Here is a 17,487-nt window from a genome sequence, read left to right as displayed (position 1 = left end):
CAGCGACGTCCGCGGGGAGCGTCGGCCATGTCAGCCCACCTCGAGCAGGCGGGCGACCGCATGCGGGTCCACGTCGATGGCCTTCACCTCGGGCATGCCCGCCAGCGCGGTGTCGGGGTCCTTGAGGCCGTTGCCGGTCACGGTGCACACGACTGTCTCCCCCGCCGAGATCCACCCGTCCTCGCGGGCGGCGAGCAGGCCGGCGACGCTGGCCGCCGACGCCGGCTCGACGAAGACACCCTCCCTGCCGGCGACCAGGCGGTAGGCCTCGAGCAGCTTCTCGTCGGTGGCGGCACGGAAGACGCCCCCGGACTCGTCCTTCGCGGCGACGGCCTGCGACCAGCTCGCGGGCGACCCGATGCGGATCGCCGTCGCGACGGTCTCGGGGTTCTTCACCGGTTGCCCGGTGACCAGGGGCGCGGCGCCGGCGGCCTGCACACCGAGCATCCGCGGGAGCGACGACGCGACACCGTCCGCGTGGTACTCGGTGTAGCCCTTCCAGTACGCGGTGATGTTGCCCGCGTTGCCGACGGGCAGCGCGTGGACGTCGGGCGCGCGGCCCAGGACGTCGACGATCTCGAACGCCGCGGTCTTCTGCCCCTCGATCCGTGCGGGGTTCACCGAGTTGACCAGCTCGATCTCGGAGAATTCCGCGGTCGCCTTGCGGGCGAGCTCCAGACAGTCGTCGAAGTTGCCCTTCACCTGGATGATCGTGGCGCCGCTCATCACCGCCTGAGCCAGCTTGCCCATGGCGATCTTGCCGGTGGGGATGAGCACCGCACACGTGATGCCGGCGCGTGTGGCGTAGGCCGCCGCCGACGCCGAGGTGTTGCCCGTCGAGGCGCAGAGCACGGCCTTCTTGCCGTGCGTGACGGCCATGCTCACCGCCATCGTCATCCCGCGGTCCTTGAACGAGCCGGTCGGGTTGGCCCCCTCGACCTTCAGGTACACCTCGCAGCCGGTGATCTCCGACAGGTGCGGCGCCGTGAGCAGCGGCGTACCGCCCTCGAGCAGGGTGACCACGCGCGTGTCGGCGTCGACGGGCAGACGGTCCCGATAGGCCTCGATGAGTCCGGGCCACCGCGTGTGCACGCCGGGGCGACGCGCCTCCCGGGCGTCGACGTGACTGTCAGACATCGGTTCCCTCCAGACGGAGCACGCTCGACACCGACAGCACGGCGTCGAGATCCTTCAGGGCGTCCACGGTCTCCGACAGCGCGGAGTCCGGGGCGCGGTGGGTCACCACGATGAGGCGCGCGTCGTCACCCGCACCCGCCTGGCGGACCGTCGAGATGCTCACCCGGCGCTTGGCGAACTCGCCTGCGACGGTGGACAACACGCCCGGCCGGTCGGCGACCTTCATCGACACGTAGTAGCGGGTGTTGACGTCACCGATCGGTGCGATCGGCAGCGAGGCGTACGTCGACTCGAGCGGACCGCGACCCCCGTGCACCTTGTTCCGGGCGGCCATCACCAGGTCACCGAGCACCGCCGACGCCGTCGGCGACCCGCCCGCGCCCTGGCCGTAGAACATCAACCGGCCGGCGTTCTCGGCCTCCACGACGACAGCGTTGAAGGCGCCGTTCACCGATGCGAGCGGGTGCGAGTTCGGCACCAGCGCCGGGTAGACCCGCGCCGAGATCCGTTGGCGCCCCATCGAGTCGTCGATGCGCTCGCAGATCGACAGCAACTTGATGGTGCAGTCGAGGGTCGCGGCGGACTCGTGGTCGTCGGTGGTGATGGTCGAGATGCCCTCGCGGTACACGTCGCCCGCGGTGACGCGGCTGTGGAACGCGATCGAGGCGAGGATCGCCGCCTTCGCCGCGGCGTCGTAGCCCTCGACGTCGGCGGTCGGGTCGGCCTCGGCGTACCCGAGCCGTCCGGCCTCGGCCAACGTCGACGCGTAGTCGTCGCCGTTCTCCGCCATCGCGGAGAGGATGAAGTTGGTGGTGCCGTTGACGATCCCGGCGACGCGTTGCACGGTGTCGCCGGCCAGCGACTGCATCAACGGCCGGATCACCGGGATGGCACCGGCCACCGACGCCTCGAAGTAGAGGTCGACGTTGGCGCGGGCCGCGATCGTCGCGAGCTCGCCGGTGTAGTCGGCCAGCAGCGCCTTGTTCGCCGTGACCACCGACTTGCCGTGTTCCAGTGCGGTGCCGATCAGTGCGCGCGGCAGATCGATCCCACCGATGAGCTCGACGACCACGTCGACGTCGTCGCGGACGACGAGCGAGGCGGCGTCGTCGGTGAGCAGCGACGGCGAGCACCAGGACCGGGCCTTGCCCAGATCCCGCACCGCGACACCGCGGATCTCCAGCGGCGCACCGACACGCGCCTCCAGGTCCGAGGCGCTCTGCTGCAGGATCCGCACCACCTCGGCGCCGACGTTGCCCATGCCGAGCACCGCCACACCGATCGTCCGGCGTGCGTCGTCGGTCATCGATCCACCTCCAGGCTCATCAGATCCGCGAGCGTCTCGCGTCGTAGCAGTGTGCGTGACGCACCGTCGCGTACCGCGACGACCGCCGGTCGGGCCGCCATGTTGTACCGGCTCGACATCACGTAGCAGTAGGCGCCGGTGGCCGCGACGGCCAGCAGGTCACCGGGGGCGACGTCGTCGGGCAGCCAACAGTCCTTGACGACGATGTCGCCGCTCTCGCAGTGCTTCCCGACGACCCGGCTGCGGGTCGCGGGCGCCTCGCTGGTGCGCGAGGCCAGTCGGACGTCGTACTCGGCGCCGTACAGGGCCGTGCGGATGTTGTCGCTCATCCCACCGTCCACCGAGACGTACCGCCGGTGTCGACCACCGCCGATCGCCACGTCCTTCACGGTCCCCACCCGATAGAGGGTCACGGTGCCGGGTCCGGCGATCGCGCGTCCGGGCTCCACCGCGAGGACCGGGGTGGGCAGACCGAGCTGCGCAGACTGCCGCTGCACGATGTCGACGAGCGTCGTAGCGACCGTCGAGACCGGCGGCGGGTCGTCATCGGGGACGTAGGAGATGCCCAGGCCCCCACCCAGATCCAGCACCGACAGCTGCGCGGTCTTGTCGACCCCGAACTCGGCGACGACGTCGGCCAGCAGGCCCAGCACACGATGGGCGGCGAGCTCGAAACCGTCGAGATCGAAGATCTGCGAGCCGATGTGGCTGTGCAACCCGACCAGGCGCAGGTTGTCGGCGGCGAAGACCCTGCGCACGGCGTCCATCGCGACCCCCCCGCTCAGCGAGAACCCGAACTTCTGGTCCTCGTGGGCGGTGGAGATGAACTCGTGGGTGTGGGCCTCGACGCCGACGGTCACGCGGATCAGGACGTCCTGCACCACACCGGCCGCACCGGCGGCGGCGTCGAGGCGCTCGATCTCCACGGCCGAGTCGACGACGACATGGCCGACCCCGGCGGCGACGGCGGCCTCGAGTTCCTCGGGTGACTTGTTGTTGCCGTGCAACGCGATCCGCGCGGCGGGGAACCCGGCGCGCAGCGCCAGGGCCAACTCACCGCCCGAGCACACGTCGAGGCTGAGGCCCTCCTGGTCGACCCAGCGGGCGATCTCACTGCACAGGAATGCCTTCGACGCGTAGTGCACGCGTCCGGTCGCCCCGAACGCGTCCAACATGTCGGCGCAGCGGGAGCGGAAGTCGTCCTCGTCGACGACGAACAGCGGTGTGCCGTGGTCGGCGGCGAGCTCGTGCACGGATGCACCGGCGAGGGTGACGGCTCCGTCGTCACCGCGACGGGCGTTCCGCGGCCACACGTGGTCGGGCAGTTCGCCCATCTGTGCCACGGTCGAGGGGACACCGTCGCCGTCGGTGCCGCGCGTCGCGGGGCCCTCGGCGTGGCGGGGGCCGGCCGGGTGCGCCATCACATCCGCTCCGGCGCACTGACGCCCACGAGGTCGAGGCCGTTGGCGACGACCTGTCGCGTCGCGTCACAGAGGGCCAGTCGGGCGCCGTGCAGCCTGGTCGGCTCCTCGTCGCCCTGCGGCAGGATCCGACACCGGTCGTAGAACCGGTGGTACGTCCCCGCGAGCGTCTCGAGGTAGCGACAGATCCGGTGCGGCTCACGCAGTGTCGCGGCCGTCTCGACGACACCCGGGAAGTCGCCGAGCGTCCGGATGAGCTCACCCTCGGCCGGTTCGACGAGCAGGTCGAGCGCACCCGCGTCCGCGGTGACGCCCAGATCGGCGGCGTTGCGGCCGATCGCCGACAGCCGCGCGTGCGCGTACTGCACGTAGTAGACCGGGTTCTCGTTCGACTGCGTCGTCAGCAGGTCGAGGTCGATGTCGAGGTTGACGTCCACCGACGACCGGATCAGCGAGTACCGCGCACCGTCGACACCGACCGCGTCGACGAGGTCGTCGAGCGTGATGACGGTGCCCGCGCGCTTGCTCATGCGGACGGGTTTACCGTCCCGGACCAGGTTGACCATCTGGCCGATGAGGACCTCGAGCCTGTCGGGGTCGTCACCGAGCGCGGCGGCGGCGGCCTTGAGCCGCTTGATGTACCCGTGGTGATCGGCGCCGAGCATGTAGATGCACAGGTCGAAGCCGCGGTTGCGCTTGTCGCGGAAGTAGGCGATGTCGCCGGCGATGTACGCGGCGTCGCCGTCGCGTTTGATGACCACACGGTCCTTGTCGTCGCCGAAGTCGGTGGACCGCAGCCACCACGCACCGTCGTTCTCGTACAGGTTGCCGTTGTCCTTGAGCACGGCGATGCACTCCTCGACCGCACCGCTCGAGAACATGGAGTTCTCGTGCGTGTAGACGTCGAAGTGCGTGCCGAAATCGTCGAGACTGCGCTTGATCTGGTCGAACATCGCGTCGACACCGACCGAACGGAACACCTCGAGGCGCTCGTCCTCGGGCAGGTCGAGGACGTCGGGACGCTGCTGCCGGACGTGCTCGGCGATCTCGGCGATGTAGGCGCCCGCGTACCCGTCCTCGGGCGCAGGCTCGCCGAGGGCGGCGGCGAGCAACGACTTCGCGAACCGGTCGATCTGGGTCCCGTGGTCGTTGAAGTAGTACTCCCGGGTCACCGCGGCGCCCTGCGCGGCCAGTACGCGTCCGAGGGCGTCGCCGACCGCGGCCCAGCGGGTGCCGCCCAGGTGGATCGGGCCCGTCGGGTTCGCGGACACGAACTCCAGGTTGATGCTGCGCCCGGCGAGGGTCGAACCCCGGCCGTAGGCATCACCCGCCGCCAGCACATCGGACACGACGACGTTCTGGCTGGCCGCGGCGAGGCGCAGGTTCAGGAACCCGGGCCCCGCGATCTCGGCGGTGGCGATGCCCTCGACGGCGACGAGCTCGTCGGCCAGCCACTGCGCCAGGTCGCGCGGGGACGTGGCCACCTTCTTGGCGATCTGCAGCGCGATGTTGGTCGCGTAGTCGCCGTGCTCGGGGTTGCGCGGCCGCTCGACGACCACCGTCTCCGGGACCACGGACGTGTCGAGCCCACGGCGCGACAACACGGCGGTCGTCGCGTCACGCAGCACGTCGGGGAGTTCCGTGGGAGTCACGGGTCATCATCCTATGGGCCCGGCCCGCGACGACCACATCCGCACGTCACGCGCACATCCGCAGGTCCGGGCGGGTCGGACGGGACGCGTCACCGGCGGGCCCCACGCGGCGGTCCGACATCGCGCCACAGGATCGCCTCAGCCCACACCCGTAGGATGGCTGCGCCCGATGAGGTCGAGACCGACGGAGGACGGACCCACACGATGGCCAGCATGAGCAGCCCGAACAACGCCGCGAAGCCGGATGAGACGGCGTCGACGACGGGTGAGGGGAAGCCGCCGACCGCGCCGAAGGGCCCGAAGAAGAAGGCCCCCACGAAGAAGGGCCGCCCCGGCACCATCCCGGTGACCGCGGCGGGCAAGCGCCGGACCATCCCCTGGGCCACCGTCGCCGCGGTCGTCGTCGTCCTCGCCATCGTGGGCGGGATCGCCGCGTACCTGGTGCCGAAGTACACCGTGCGCGAGGAGGCACAGAAGTTCGTGCCGTCGGCGTCGAACCCCGACCCGTCGAACGCCATCCCGGGCGTGGTCAAGCAGTTCTACCCGGCCGGCCAGCACGTCTCGCCCGCGCAGCGGGTCGCCTACGACAAGTCGCCGCCGTACGGCGGACCGCACGACGCCGTGTGGGCCACCTGCATCGGCGTCGTGTACCCGAACCCGTTGCGCACGGAGAACGCGGTGCACTCCCTCGAGCACGGCGCCGTCTGGATCGCCTACAACCCGCAGACCATCTCGTCGGCCGACAAGGCCACGCTCGAGAGCAAGGTCACCGGGCAGCAGTTCATGCTCATGTCGCCCTACCCGGGCCTCAGCACGCCCATCTCGCTGCAGTCGTGGGGCCACCAGCTCAAGCTCGACTCGGCGAGCGACCCGCGTGTCGACCAGTTCATCACCGCACTGCGGCTGAACTCGCAGACCAACGTGTACCCCGGTCAGCCGCAGCAGACGTCGTACCCCGAGGTAGGTGCGTCGTGTGCGGCCATCCCCGGTTCGTTCGACCCGAACAACCCCCCGCCCGCCGACGTCGGGCCGATCCCGGCGAACGCGGTTCCGATGAACGGTGCGGGAACGCAGGCCGCCACCAACGAGCCCGGGGTGACCCCGGCCCCGGCAGGCTGAGATGACGATCGTCGAGAACCCCCAGACCGAGTCGCCGTCGGTCGACACCCGTCCGGCGTGGCGTCGTCAGCTGCCGGCGTTGAACTCCCTCGGCGTCGTCGCCGTGCTGCTGATCGGGTTCGGCGTGGGGTTGCTCGTGGGTCGGACCGTCCCGTCCGACGACGCCGCGCCCGCACCGGACTCGGCGGCGGTGGGCTTCGCGCAGGACATGTCGGCCCACCACGCGCAGGCGGTGTCGATGGCTGCGATCGAGCTCGATCGCGGCACCGACGAACAGGTGCGTTCGCTGGCGTTCGACATCCTCACGTCGCAGTCGAACCAGATCGGCCAGATGCAGTCGTGGCTGCAGCGCTGGGGCCGTCCGCTGGCGTCGACGACCCCGGCGATGTCGTGGATGACCGGTGAGCACGCCATGGGCATGGGTGTGTCGATGACCGCCGGCGACGGCGTGAACACGCCGATCATGCCGGGCATGGCCACCGAGCCCGAGTTGTCGAAGCTGCGGTCGCTGTCGGGGTCGGCCGTCGACACGTACTTCCTTCAGCTGATGCTCCGCCACCACCAGGGCGGTCAGCACATGATGGAGTACGCGGTCGACCCACAGCACGTGTCCGAGGGCTACGTCCGCGACCTCGCCCAGCAGATGATCAACGTGCAGACCACCGAGGCCGACACGATGACGCAGATGCTCGCCGAGCGACGCGCGGCTCCGCTGGCGATGAACTAGGCCACTGCACGAAAGTCGCCCCAGCGCTGCGTTCGGGTGGTGAGCGTGTGCAACCATGAGCGCCGTGAAGCCCGAGGACGTGAGTTCCGCCGAGCGCGACTGGACGCAGTACTACGCGCCGGACGACCCCTATGAGATCGGCCGCGAGGAGATCCGTGAGTTCGCGCGCTCCATGAAGGACGCGAACGCGGTGCACTGGGACGAGTCCGCGGCCACCGAGCTCGGCCATCCGGGCCTCATGGCGCCGGTGACCTTCACCGCCCGACTCGCCGGCAGCGGCCTGAACTGGCTGCTGGACGAGGTGTTGCTCGAGTACGACACGAGCGCGTTCGTGCAGACCGATCAGATCTTCACCCAGCACCGTCCGATGCACGCCGGCGACCGTCTGGGTCTGACGATGGGTCTGCGCCCGATCCGTCAGAAGGCCGGCGGCGACACGATCATCGTCGAGGGGTTGCTGATCAACTCCGACGGTGAGGTGGTGCAGTCGCTGGTCACCACGGCCGCCGGGCGTCGCGGTGCCCATGCCGAGCCCGCGTTGGCGTCCGCCCTTTCCGACGTGATGATGGGTGACTTCGAGCCGCCGGCGACGCGGTCGTGGAGCGAGGTGGACGGCGTCCCCACACCGTCGATCGCCCCGTGGGACGTCCCGCTCGCCCCCACCGTGCCGTCGTTCGACGACGTGTCGGTCGGCGACGAGCTGCCGAGCCGAACCGTCACACTCCGGCGGGGCGACCTGGTGAACTACGCGGGCATCTCCGCCGACTACAACCCGATCCACTGGAGCGACCGCGTCGTGTCCGTGGTCGGCCTGGAGAACGTCGCCGCGCACGGGATGCTCACCATGGGCATCGGCGGGTCGTTCCTGTCGGGCTGGCTGACCGACCCGGCCGCCATCCGCGACTACCGCGTGCGGTTCACCGGCATCGCCTACGTCGCCGACGACGAGCCCGCCCAGGTCGAATACACTGGCCGCGTCAAAGAGCTCGACGAGGCCACCCGAACGGCTACGATCGCGCTCGGTGCCAGTTTCCGCGGCAAGCGGATATTCGGCCGGGCCACGGCCACGGTGCAGCTCCGCTGATCGACGCGCCACAGCCTGAGTCCCGGTCCGGCACCCATCGGGGGGCGACTCGTCGGGGGACGGTCGCGGCCGAGGACAGACACGACCGCCATGCCGCCGGCCGCGCCGGTGGGTGCACACACGAGAGAGGTTCATCTTGACCACCGAGACCCCGTTCTTCGAGGACGTCCAGGCGCACTACGACCTGAACGACGACTTCTTCGCACTCTTCCTGGACGAGTCGCGCACCTACAGCTGTGCGTACTTCAAGGAGGAGGACTACAGCCTCAACCAGGCGCAGCTCGCGAAGATCGACCTGTCGCTGGGCAAGCTGAACCTCGAGCCCGGCATGACCCTGCTCGACGTCGGCTGCGGCTGGGGCGCCACCGCCCTGCGCGCGATGGAGAACTACGGCGTCAACGTCATCGGCCTCACGCTGAGCGAGAACCAGCACGCCCACGTGAAGGGCCTGGTCGAGAAGAAGGCCGCCGAGACCGGTCTCAAGGGCGAGGTGCGCCTGCAGGGCTGGGAGGAGTTCGACGGCAAGGTCGACCGCATCGTGTCGATCGGCGCGTTCGAGCACTTCCGCTTCGAGCGCTACGACCAGTTCTTCGACTTCGCGTACAACGCCCTGCCCGACGACGGCCGGATGCTGCTGCACACGATCATCGCCTACGGCCTGTCGCACCACCACGAGACCGGCAACAAGATCGGCAAGGACGACTTCCAGTTCCTGCGCTTCATCGCGACCGAGATCTTCCCGGGTGGTCAGCTGCCGCTGCCCAAGCAGGTCACCGACGGCGCGACGAAGGTCGGCTTCGAGATCGAGCGCATCCAGCCGCTGCAGCTGCACTACGCCCGCACCCTGGACGCGTGGAGCAAGAACCTCGGTGAGCACCGCGACGAGGCGATCGCCCTGTGCGGCCGCGCGAACTACAACACCTACGTCAAGTACCTGAGCGGCTGCGCGGCGGCGTTCCGCAAGGACATGATCGACGTCATGCAGTTCACCTGCGTCAAGGGCTGACCCGCCCGTCCGACGTCGTCAGACGGCGCTCACCGCATCACCGCGGTGGGCGCCGTTTCCATTGCCGCGGCCGCCGCGGCGACCGCCTCGTCCGCAGGCACGAGACGACTGCTCATCGCAGCCGCCCGGCGGCGCGTCGCGTCGTCGAGGAGGACGTCGAGACCGCCGGCGAGAGCGGGGGTGTCCAGACGGGCGAGCCGCGTCGAGGACCCGAGACGCAGCGCCCGCACGCGGGCACCCCAGTAGGCCTGGTCTGCGCCGGCCGGGCAGACCAGGATCGGCAGCCCGGCGCGCAGCGTGGCGGCGGTCGTCCCGGCACCGCCGTGGTGCACGGCTGCGACGCAGCGGGACAGGACGGCGCCGTGGTCGACGCGGACGGCGTGGAACACGTGGGGGCTGTCGCCGTCGGGGCCGGTGCGCCCGGTCAGGCCGACCACCAGTGCCCGTACACCCCGCCCTGCGGTCGCGTCGACGATCGCGGTGAGAAGCCTGTGGGGGTCGCGGACGGGCGCGTTGCCGAACGAGACGAACACCGGCGCATCCCTCGCCGCCAGCCAGGCATCCAGCGCGGAGTCGACGCGATCACCGACGGCAGCACGAGCGCCGGGCGGGAGGTCGAGGAACCCGACGAGGGGCCGGGACGGACCCCACTCCTGCGCCAGGCCCGGGAACAGTTCGGCGTCGTAGGCCTGGACCTGCCGCACCCCGCGTCGGGAGAGACGCGTCGGCAGTGGGCCCCGGGCGGGCGGGAGGCCCAGCGACGCCCGAAACCGGTTCTCCGACCCACGCGTGGCCGCCCAGGTGACCCGGTCGGCCAGTCGCCATCCGGCGCGGTTCAGCGCCGGGGGCACGCGACGGGCGGTCGGGACCGGCCCCATCACGCCGTTCTCGGACATCGCGCAGAACCGGAGCGTCGACATCGCCGCTCCGTGACGTTCGGCGAGCGCCAGGCAGCGGTCCTGACCGAGCGGCCCGCTCACGAGGAGGTCGAGACCGCCGTCGTCGGCGAGCGACGCCACGGCCGCCGACAGCCCGGAGTCGAAGCGGGCGAACCCCTCTCGCACCTGATCGCGGGCCAACCGCAGTTTCGTGACGGGGTTGCGGGTGGCGAGCGTCGCGCGTCCGCGATCGCTGTCCCAGTAGGACTCGCTGTCGGCGCCGACCGACACCGCGGGCAGTCCCAGACCGCTCACGAAGTCGGTGTAGTTGGGTGGGACGAGCATCGTGACGTCGTGGCCACGTCGGGCGAGTTCGTGGCCCAGGCAGGCTCCGGGCTGGACGTCCCCCCGGCTGCCGTAGGCCGACACCGCGATCCGCATGGCGTCAGCGTAGGTGGATCTGGTGCCCCCGGCAGGATTCGAACCTGCGGCCTTCTGCTCCGGAGGCAGACGCTCTATCCCCTGAGCTACGGGGGCTCATCGGGCGGAGCAAGACTAGCGCACCGCGCGGACGCCACCCAAAGCCGGTGGTGGGTGCCGTGCGCTGCTCAGCCGGCGATCCCGAGCAGCTCGACGCGGGACCCGGACTCGGTGCGCACCACGTGCAGCTGCGCCGGGATCCGGCTGCGCATCTCGTCCACGTGGCTGACCACGCCGACGACGCGACCGCCGGACCGCAGCTCGTCGAGGACCGCCATCACGCGCTCGAGCGTCTCCGGGTCGAGGCTGCCGAACCCCTCGTCGATGAACATGGTGTCGAGGACGCGACCACCCGCCTCGGCCGACACGACGTCGGCCAGGCCGAGCGCGAGCGCCAACGAGGCGAAGAAGGTCTCGCCACCGGAGAGTGTCGCCGCGGGACGCACGGCGCCGGTGTACTCGTCGCGGATCGCGATCCCCAGACCGCCGCGGCGACCGTGGCTCCGCGCCGCATCAGAGTGCTCGAACTCGTATCGGCCGCAGGACATCTCGCGCAATCGTGTCGACGCGGCGACGACGACCTCCTCGAGCCGGGCCGCGAGGACATAGGATCGCAACGACATCGATCGGTTGTTGGCCCCGCGACCGGCGACGACGTCTGCGAGCCCCGTCACCTCGTCGGCCCGGGCACACGCCGGGGCCATGTGGTCGACGGCAGCCCAGAACTGCGCGCAGTGGGTCTCGAGCTTGTCGACGCGGTCGGCGGTGAGGGCTGCGCGCCGCTGCGCGTCGTCGTGCACCTGTCGTGTGGCGTCCCGGGTGGCACGGGCGGCGTCGAGGTCCACCGGGCCCGCGGCCACCGCGGCGGCGACGTCCGCGTCGTCGAGGACGGCCTGCGCCGCGGAGCGCCGGGCCGCGAGCTGCGTGAGGGTCGAGTCCCACCGAGCGATCTGGGCGGCATCGGCGAGCGCGGACCGCGCGGCCTCCACGTCGACGAATCCTGCGTCGACGGCCACCTCCTGTGCGCGGTCGGTCGCGGCGGTGGCCCTCTCGACGGCGGCACGCCACCGCGAGGTCGCGTCGCGCAGCGCGACGGCGGCCCGGCTCAGGTCGGTGAGTGCTCGGCGGCGGGCGTCCACGCTCTCGGCCGTCCCCCGGGCGGCGTCGAGCTCGGCGTCGAGGTCGCGCAGTGCCGTCCGAACCGCCTGTGCCCGTTCGGCGCGACGGGACTGATCCGCCTGCAGCCGACCCTGCTCGGCGGTGAGCGCGGTGACCGAGGACTCCATCTCGTCCGCCTGTGCGCGCAGCGCGGCGAGCTCGGCGGCGAGGCGTTCGGCGTCGGCGACGGCCCGCCGTGCGGTGCTCGCCGCCGCGGTGAGTCCCGACGTCGTGTGTTCTCCGAGGCGTGCGCAGAGCGCGTCGTGGTCGGCCTGGATCTCGGTGAGGGCGATCTCGCCACGGCGTGCCCGGTCCCCTGCCGCCTCCTCCGCCGCCTGCGCGGTGCGCTCGTCGGCGTCGGTGACCGGTGGCGTGTCCCCGTCGAGATGGGCGGGGGCCGGGTGCTCCGGCGACCCACACGCAGGGCACGGTTCACCCGGGGCGAGGCGGGACGCCAGCTCGGCGGCCATGTTCGCGACGCGGCGCTCGCGGATGTCGACGAGATCCTCGCGCGCCGCGACGTGGGCCGCTCGCGCCGCCTCGGATTCCGCCCGTGCCGTCGCGAGCGGCGTGAGGAGGGCGTCTCGCCGGGTCGCGTCGGCGATGAGCGCGGTGACCGCGGCGACCTCGGCCCGCAGACCCGACACCGTGGCCCCCGCAGCGGTGGCGTTCGAGATGCGTGTCGCGAGTTCGGCTCGGCGCCTGGGTATCTCGTCCAGCTCCGCGGCGATGGCAGCGGAGCGACGCTCGGCGTGTGCGGTGTCGGCCGCGAGGGACGACAGCTCGGTCACCATCGCCGGGCGGCGGGCGGCCCGCTCCACCAGCGGCGCCAGCCGCCCGGATTCGGCGGACCATCGGTCGACCGCGGCGTCGATCACGGCAGTGGCGTCCGGCGCGTCGACGACGGACGCGACCATATCCGCGCCCTCGGAGGTGGTGGCCAGCGTCGTCCGCGCGGTGACCACGGCCCCGGCGAGGGCGTCGCGGCGCGCGGCGGCATCGGTGGCGTCGTCGAGGGCGGACCGCACGCCGGCGGCACGACGGGCGGCGTCGAGGACGGTGCACGTCTCGTCGACCAGGGCGGCGTCGGCGTCGAGGACGGCGATCTCGGAACGGGCGGTGTCGGCACGACGGACCTTCTCGTCACGCCGGGCGCAGTCGTCGAGATGGCCCTGTGCCCGATCGGCGGCGAGCGCAGCGGTCTCGGCCTCGGTCCGGGCACGTGTCGCGTCGGTCCGGGCGGCCTCGAGGAGTTCGGTGGCCCAGGCGATGTCGGGCTCTGCGGGCGAGTCGACCCCTGCGATGGCGGCGATCTGACCGGCCAGGCGGTCCGTCGTCTGCGTCATGGTCTCGACCTCGGCGCGCGTCGTCCGAGCCCGGTCCCGCAGCCACTCCTCGACCCCACCGAACCGCTCGGTGTCGAAGAGCTTCTCCAACAGCGTCTCCCGGTCCTCGTTGTCGGCACGCAGGAACCGTGCGAAGTCGTTCTGGGGCAGCAACACCACCTGGAAGAACTGGTCGGCCGTCATGCCGAGCAGACGCGTGACGGTCTCCCCGATCTCGGGCAGACGGGTCAACTCGGGTCCGGATCCGTCGGTCCAGACGAGCACACCCTTGGCCTGGATCTTGCGCAGCCCGTTCCCCCGGGACTTGGGCCGATGGTGTTCCGGCGAGCGCTCGATCCGCATGCGCCGTCCTGCGATGGTCGCCTCGAGGACGACGCGGGGCACCACGTCGGGACCGGCGTGGTCGGAGTGCAGGCGTCGCCCCTCGTGGCGGACGCCGGGCACCCGCCCGAACAACGCGAAGGCCACCGCGTCGAGCACCGTGGTCTTGCCTGCGCCCGTCTGCCCGTGCAGCAGGAACAGCCCGTCCTCGCCGAGCGCGTCGAAATCGACGACGACCTCGTCGGCGAAGGGGCCGAACGCGCGCACCGCCACCGAGTGCAGTCTCACGCCGAGACCTCCCGGGCTGCGGATCCGACCGCGGGACCCGTGCCGGGGAGCGCGAACAGCGCGAAGCTGCCGTCCTCCTCGGCGACCGGCTCCGCCACGGGCTCCGGCGACGGCTCGACGATCGGGGGCCGGCGCGTCTCCGACATCTCGGCGTCGGGCTCTCCGGTCACGGCGCGCAGCGCCTCGGCGACCAGAGCAGTCTCCGCGTCGGACGGGGCGCTGCGCACGTCGTCGAGGAAGGCGCGCACGATCTCCGGATCGGTGCGACCGCGCACGCGGGACCGGTAGTCCCCGGCAGTGCTCGCCTCGGGGCGGATCCACTCGACGTGCACGGTGTTCGGGAAGCGGGTGCGCAGTCGTCGCATCGCGTCGACCGGACGCGCTCTGTCGGTGAGTTCCGCACTGACGTAGGCGTTCTCGTGTACGGCGTGAGCCTCGTCGGCGAGGAGATCGGTGAGATCGCCGCGCAGGGCGACGAGATCGCGCACGATCGGCAGGTCGTGGCGGCGGACCCCGGCCAGGCCCCGTGCGTCGAGGTCGACGATCCAGACCGCCTTGCGGTGCGAGCGCTCGCCGAACGAGTACGGCAGGACCGACCCGCTGTAGCGGATCCCCTCGGCGACGACCTGCGGCGCGTGCAGGTGCCCGAGGGCGACGTAGTCGACGCCGGAGAAGGTGCCGGCGGCAACGGTTTCCACCCCGCCGACACTGATGGAGCGCTCGGACCCGGTGGACTCGCCACCGACGACGAACGCGTGGGCGGCGACGACGGACCGTCGCGGATGGGCGGCGAGGTGGGTGCGGACGCGATCCATCGCGGCGGTGAGGACGTCCTGGTGCGTCCGCGCCTCGGGCACACCGAGATGCGTACGCGCGGCCTCGGGTTCGAGATAGGGGATGCCGTAGACGGCGATCTCACCGTGCTCGTCGGACAGGACGACGGGCTGGTCGATCGCCGAACACGAGGTGCGCAGGTGCAGTCCGCCGGCCTCGGCGAACGACGACCCGACACCGAGACGCGTCGGCGAGTCGTGATTGCCCGAGGTGACGACGATCTCGGCGCCGGCCTCACGGATCGCCCGCAGCACGTCGTCGTAGACGGCGACGGCGTCGGCGGACGGCACCGACCGGTCGTACACGTCCCCCGCGACGACGACGACGTCGACGGATTCCGCGGACACCACGGCGGCCACCTCGGCGAGCGCACGGCGCTGGTCGTCGAGGAGTTCGACGCCGTGGAAGGTCCGGCCGAGGTGCCAGTCGGAGGTGTGCAGGAACCGCATGGCCTCACCGTAGGGCGCGGCTCCGACAGCGCCGGGCAGGCGCGGCGGCGTGTGGATACTGGACCGGGTGAGATCACCCGCATCCGACCGTGTCCTGGCCGCCGCGTCCGGCGTGGTCGCCGCGGCGGTGGTGCTCGGCGTCGGCCAGTTCGTCGCGGCGTTCCTCGACCGCGCCGCCGGCCCGCTGCTCGCGGTCGGGTCCGCGGTGATCGACCACACGCCCGCCCCGGTGCGGGAGTTCGCGATCGACACGTTCGGCACCGGCGACAAGACCGCGCTGATCGTGGGGATGTGCCTGGTCATCGCGGTCCTCGCCGCGATCGCCGGCATGCTCGAGCGTCCCCGACGGCCCTGGGGCAGTGTCCTTTTCGTCGCGTTCGGGATCGTCGGCGTCGTCGCCGCGACCACCCGCGCCGGCGCAGGCGTCGCCTGGTTCCTGCCCACCGTGCTGGGCGTCGCCGCCGGGGTCGCCGTGCTGCGCACCGCGACCGACCGTCTCGCGGCGCATCGCCCGCCCCGGCTGCCCGGCGCCCGCAGCGATCGGCGCGCGGTGCTCCTCGGGTTGACCGGTGCCGGCGCGGGCGCGGTGCTCGCGGGTGTGGTCGGCACCGTCCTCGACCACCTGCTCAACGACGTCGGGCGCGACCGGTCGGGGTTCCAGGTCCCGCGGGCGACGCGGTCCCTCGACCCACCGTCCGCGGGCGGCGACGCCCCCGCGGGGTTCATCACCCCGCCCTCGGACTTCTACCGCATCGACACCGCGCTCCGCCCGCCTCAGGTGATCGCCGAGAAGTGGTCACTCCGCATCCACGGCATGGTCGACCGCGAGGTCCGCGTCGACATGGCGATGCTGCGGGCGATGCCCGCCGTCGAGAAGACCGTCACGTTGACCTGTGTGTCCAACGAGGTGGGCGGAGACCTGATCGGCAACGCACGGTGGGTTGGCTACCCGCTGAGTGACCTGCTCGCCATGGCGGGACCGTCGGGCGACGCCGACATGGTGCTGTCGACCAGTGAGGACGGTTTCACCGCGGGCACACCGCTGCAGGCCCTCACCGACGACCGCGGCGCGTTGCTCGCGGTCGGCATGGACGGTCGGCCGCTGCCGGTCGAACACGGGTATCCCGCACGGATGGTGGTCCCCGGTCTCTACGGGTACGTCTCCGCGACCAAATGGGTCGTGTCCCTGGAGGTCACACGCTTCGACCGCGCCACGGCCTACTGGACCGAGCGCGGGTGGGCCGAGAAGGGGCCGATCAAGACCGGCTCCCGGATCGACGTCCCCCGGTCCGGCGACACCGTCGGCCGTGGTCGGGTCACGGTCGCCGGTGTCGCGTGGGCGCAGGGCCGCGGGATCAACGCGGTGCAGGTCCGGGTGGACGACGGTCCCTGGCAGGCCGCGATGGTGCTCGCGCCCGACATGCTCGACGCGTGGCGTCTGTGGCGATGGACCTGGGACGCCACCCCCGGCGACCACACGCTGACCGTCCGAGCCTTCGACGGCGACGGACGTCAGCAGTCGGCGATCGTGGCCCCGCCGATCCCCGACGGCGCCTCCGGCCTCCACTCGGTCGACGTCAGCGTCACATGACGGCGCGCAGGGACCGCGACGGATGGTGCGCCGCGTCCCGGTCGACCGCCAGGCCGACCGCCCAGTCGACGAGCAGGTCGGCCGACCGCGCGGCGGCCGCGTCGTCCCGATCGACGAGCCACCACTGGAACATCCCGTGGATGGACTGCACGGCGTAGCGGACGATGTCCCGTTCACGGCCGTCCCAGTGCATCCCGGTCCGGGCACCGACGGTCTCGAGATACCGGATGCCGTAGTCCTCGGCGAGCTGGTGGTGGTGCCGGGTCGCCGCACGCGCCCGTGAGTCGGCGGGGGTGCGCAGCGAGTGCACGATCGACTCGACGAGCACCGTCCAGCGGCCCGGCGACTCGCGCGTCAACGCCAGCACCGAGGACACCGTCGACGACACCGAGGCGTGCAATGCGTCGCGACCGGTCGCCGACGCCGCGCCGGCTCCCCCACTCTGCAGGTCCGGGTTGTCGGTGAGGAAGGCGTCGAGATGCCTGGCCATCGCGGTGACAACGACGGCGTCCATCAGCTCCTCTTTGCCGTCGAAGCAGTAGTGCACGATCCCGAGCGAGACGCCCGCCGCGTCGGCCACCCCGCGCACCGTGACGGCCGCGACACCCGCACGCTCGGCGATCCCCAGTGCGCAGTCGATCAACTGCTCACGCCGCTGGTCGATGGTGAGTCGGGAGAGCATGGACGTCA

The 17,487-nt window shown here is 71.6% G+C and carries 13 protein-coding genes and 1 tRNA gene; 5 read left to right on the top strand and 9 right to left on the bottom strand.

Features of this window, described 5'->3' with window-relative positions:
* Positions 1-30: 30 nt before the first annotated feature.
* From thrC to argS, 4 genes are read right to left on the bottom strand one after another with little or no spacing between them, the layout of a single operon-like run.
* Positions 31-1,137 carry a threonine synthase gene (gene thrC / locus Q1A98_RS21645; protein WP_299577357.1) on the bottom strand — a complete coding sequence of 369 codons (1,107 nt, stop codon included), beginning with the start codon at positions 1,135-1,137 and terminating at the stop codon, positions 31-33.
* A complete protein-coding gene (locus Q1A98_RS21640) occupies positions 1,130-2,443 on the bottom strand; it encodes a homoserine dehydrogenase (RefSeq protein ID WP_299577355.1) in 1,314 nt (437 codons plus the stop codon). Before Q1A98_RS21640 ends, thrC begins: the two co-directional genes overlap by 8 nt.
* Positions 2,440-3,867, bottom strand: a complete 1,428-nt coding sequence (gene lysA, locus Q1A98_RS21635; protein WP_299577353.1) for a diaminopimelate decarboxylase — start codon at positions 3,865-3,867, stop codon at positions 2,440-2,442. The genes Q1A98_RS21640 and lysA overlap by 4 nt, the downstream gene beginning before the upstream one ends.
* On the bottom strand, positions 3,864-5,516 hold the full coding sequence (argS, locus tag Q1A98_RS21630) for an arginine--tRNA ligase (protein ID WP_299577351.1): 1,653 nt from the start codon (positions 5,514-5,516) through the stop codon (positions 3,864-3,866). The genes lysA and argS overlap by 4 nt, the downstream gene beginning before the upstream one ends.
* Before the next feature lie 213 nt (positions 5,517-5,729).
* Here argS and Q1A98_RS21625 point away from each other — a divergent pair, with 213 nt between their 5' ends.
* The 4 genes from Q1A98_RS21625 to Q1A98_RS21610 all read left to right on the top strand — a co-directional run bounded on the left by Q1A98_RS21625 (position 5,730) and on the right by Q1A98_RS21610 (position 9,452).
* Positions 5,730-6,635 (top strand): DUF3105 domain-containing protein, encoded by a 906-nt coding sequence (locus Q1A98_RS21625; RefSeq protein ID WP_299577349.1) that lies wholly within the window; start codon positions 5,730-5,732, stop codon positions 6,633-6,635.
* Position 6,636: 1 nt separating this feature from the next.
* The gene (locus Q1A98_RS21620) at positions 6,637-7,362 is read left to right on the top strand and encodes a DUF305 domain-containing protein (protein ID WP_299577347.1); all 726 of its coding nucleotides are present in this window, start codon (positions 6,637-6,639) and stop codon (positions 7,360-7,362) included.
* A 55-nt stretch (positions 7,363-7,417) separates the two neighbouring features.
* A complete protein-coding gene (locus Q1A98_RS21615; RefSeq protein WP_299577345.1) occupies positions 7,418-8,446 on the top strand; it encodes a fused (3R)-hydroxyacyl-ACP dehydratase subunits HadA/HadB in 1,029 nt (342 codons plus the stop codon).
* 136 nt (positions 8,447-8,582) lie between these two features.
* Positions 8,583-9,452 (top strand): cyclopropane mycolic acid synthase family methyltransferase, encoded by an 870-nt coding sequence (locus tag Q1A98_RS21610; protein WP_299577343.1) that lies wholly within the window; start codon positions 8,583-8,585, stop codon positions 9,450-9,452.
* Positions 9,453-9,481: 29 nt separating this feature from the next.
* Here the strand turns inward: Q1A98_RS21610 and Q1A98_RS21605 are convergent, their stop codons facing one another.
* The 4 genes from Q1A98_RS21605 to Q1A98_RS21590 form a co-directional block, all read right to left on the bottom strand.
* Positions 9,482-10,771 carry a glycosyltransferase gene (locus Q1A98_RS21605; RefSeq protein ID WP_299577342.1) on the bottom strand — a complete coding sequence of 430 codons (1,290 nt, stop codon included), beginning with the start codon at positions 10,769-10,771 and terminating at the stop codon, positions 9,482-9,484.
* Positions 10,772-10,791: 20 nt separating this feature from the next.
* Positions 10,792-10,867: transfer RNA gene (locus tag Q1A98_RS21600), tRNA-Arg, on the bottom strand.
* 71 nt (positions 10,868-10,938) lie between these two features.
* Complete coding sequence (locus Q1A98_RS21595; protein WP_299577340.1) at positions 10,939-13,923, bottom strand: SMC family ATPase; 2,985 nt, start codon at positions 13,921-13,923, stop codon at positions 10,939-10,941.
* Positions 13,920-15,206: an exonuclease SbcCD subunit D gene (locus Q1A98_RS21590; RefSeq protein ID WP_299577338.1), complete on the bottom strand. Its 1,287-nt coding sequence runs from the start codon at positions 15,204-15,206 to the stop codon at positions 13,920-13,922. Before Q1A98_RS21590 ends, Q1A98_RS21595 begins: the two co-directional genes overlap by 4 nt.
* A gap of 67 nt (positions 15,207-15,273) precedes the next feature.
* Here Q1A98_RS21590 and Q1A98_RS21585 point away from each other — a divergent pair, with 67 nt between their 5' ends.
* Complete coding sequence (locus tag Q1A98_RS21585) at positions 15,274-16,797, top strand: molybdopterin-dependent oxidoreductase (protein WP_299577336.1); 1,524 nt, start codon at positions 15,274-15,276, stop codon at positions 16,795-16,797.
* Here the strand turns inward: Q1A98_RS21585 and Q1A98_RS21580 are convergent.
* Positions 16,790-17,479: a TetR/AcrR family transcriptional regulator gene (locus Q1A98_RS21580; protein WP_299577334.1), complete on the bottom strand. Its 690-nt coding sequence runs from the start codon at positions 17,477-17,479 to the stop codon at positions 16,790-16,792. The genes Q1A98_RS21585 and Q1A98_RS21580 overlap by 8 nt on opposite strands.
* Positions 17,480-17,487 lie beyond the last annotated feature (8 nt).

The organism is uncultured Williamsia sp. (genome assembly GCF_947494875.1).
Taxonomy (GTDB): domain Bacteria; phylum Actinomycetota; class Actinomycetes; order Mycobacteriales; family Mycobacteriaceae; genus Williamsia_A.
The sequence above is the reverse complement of the archived record's forward strand: the minus strand, read 5'-3'. Positions and strand labels throughout refer to the sequence as shown.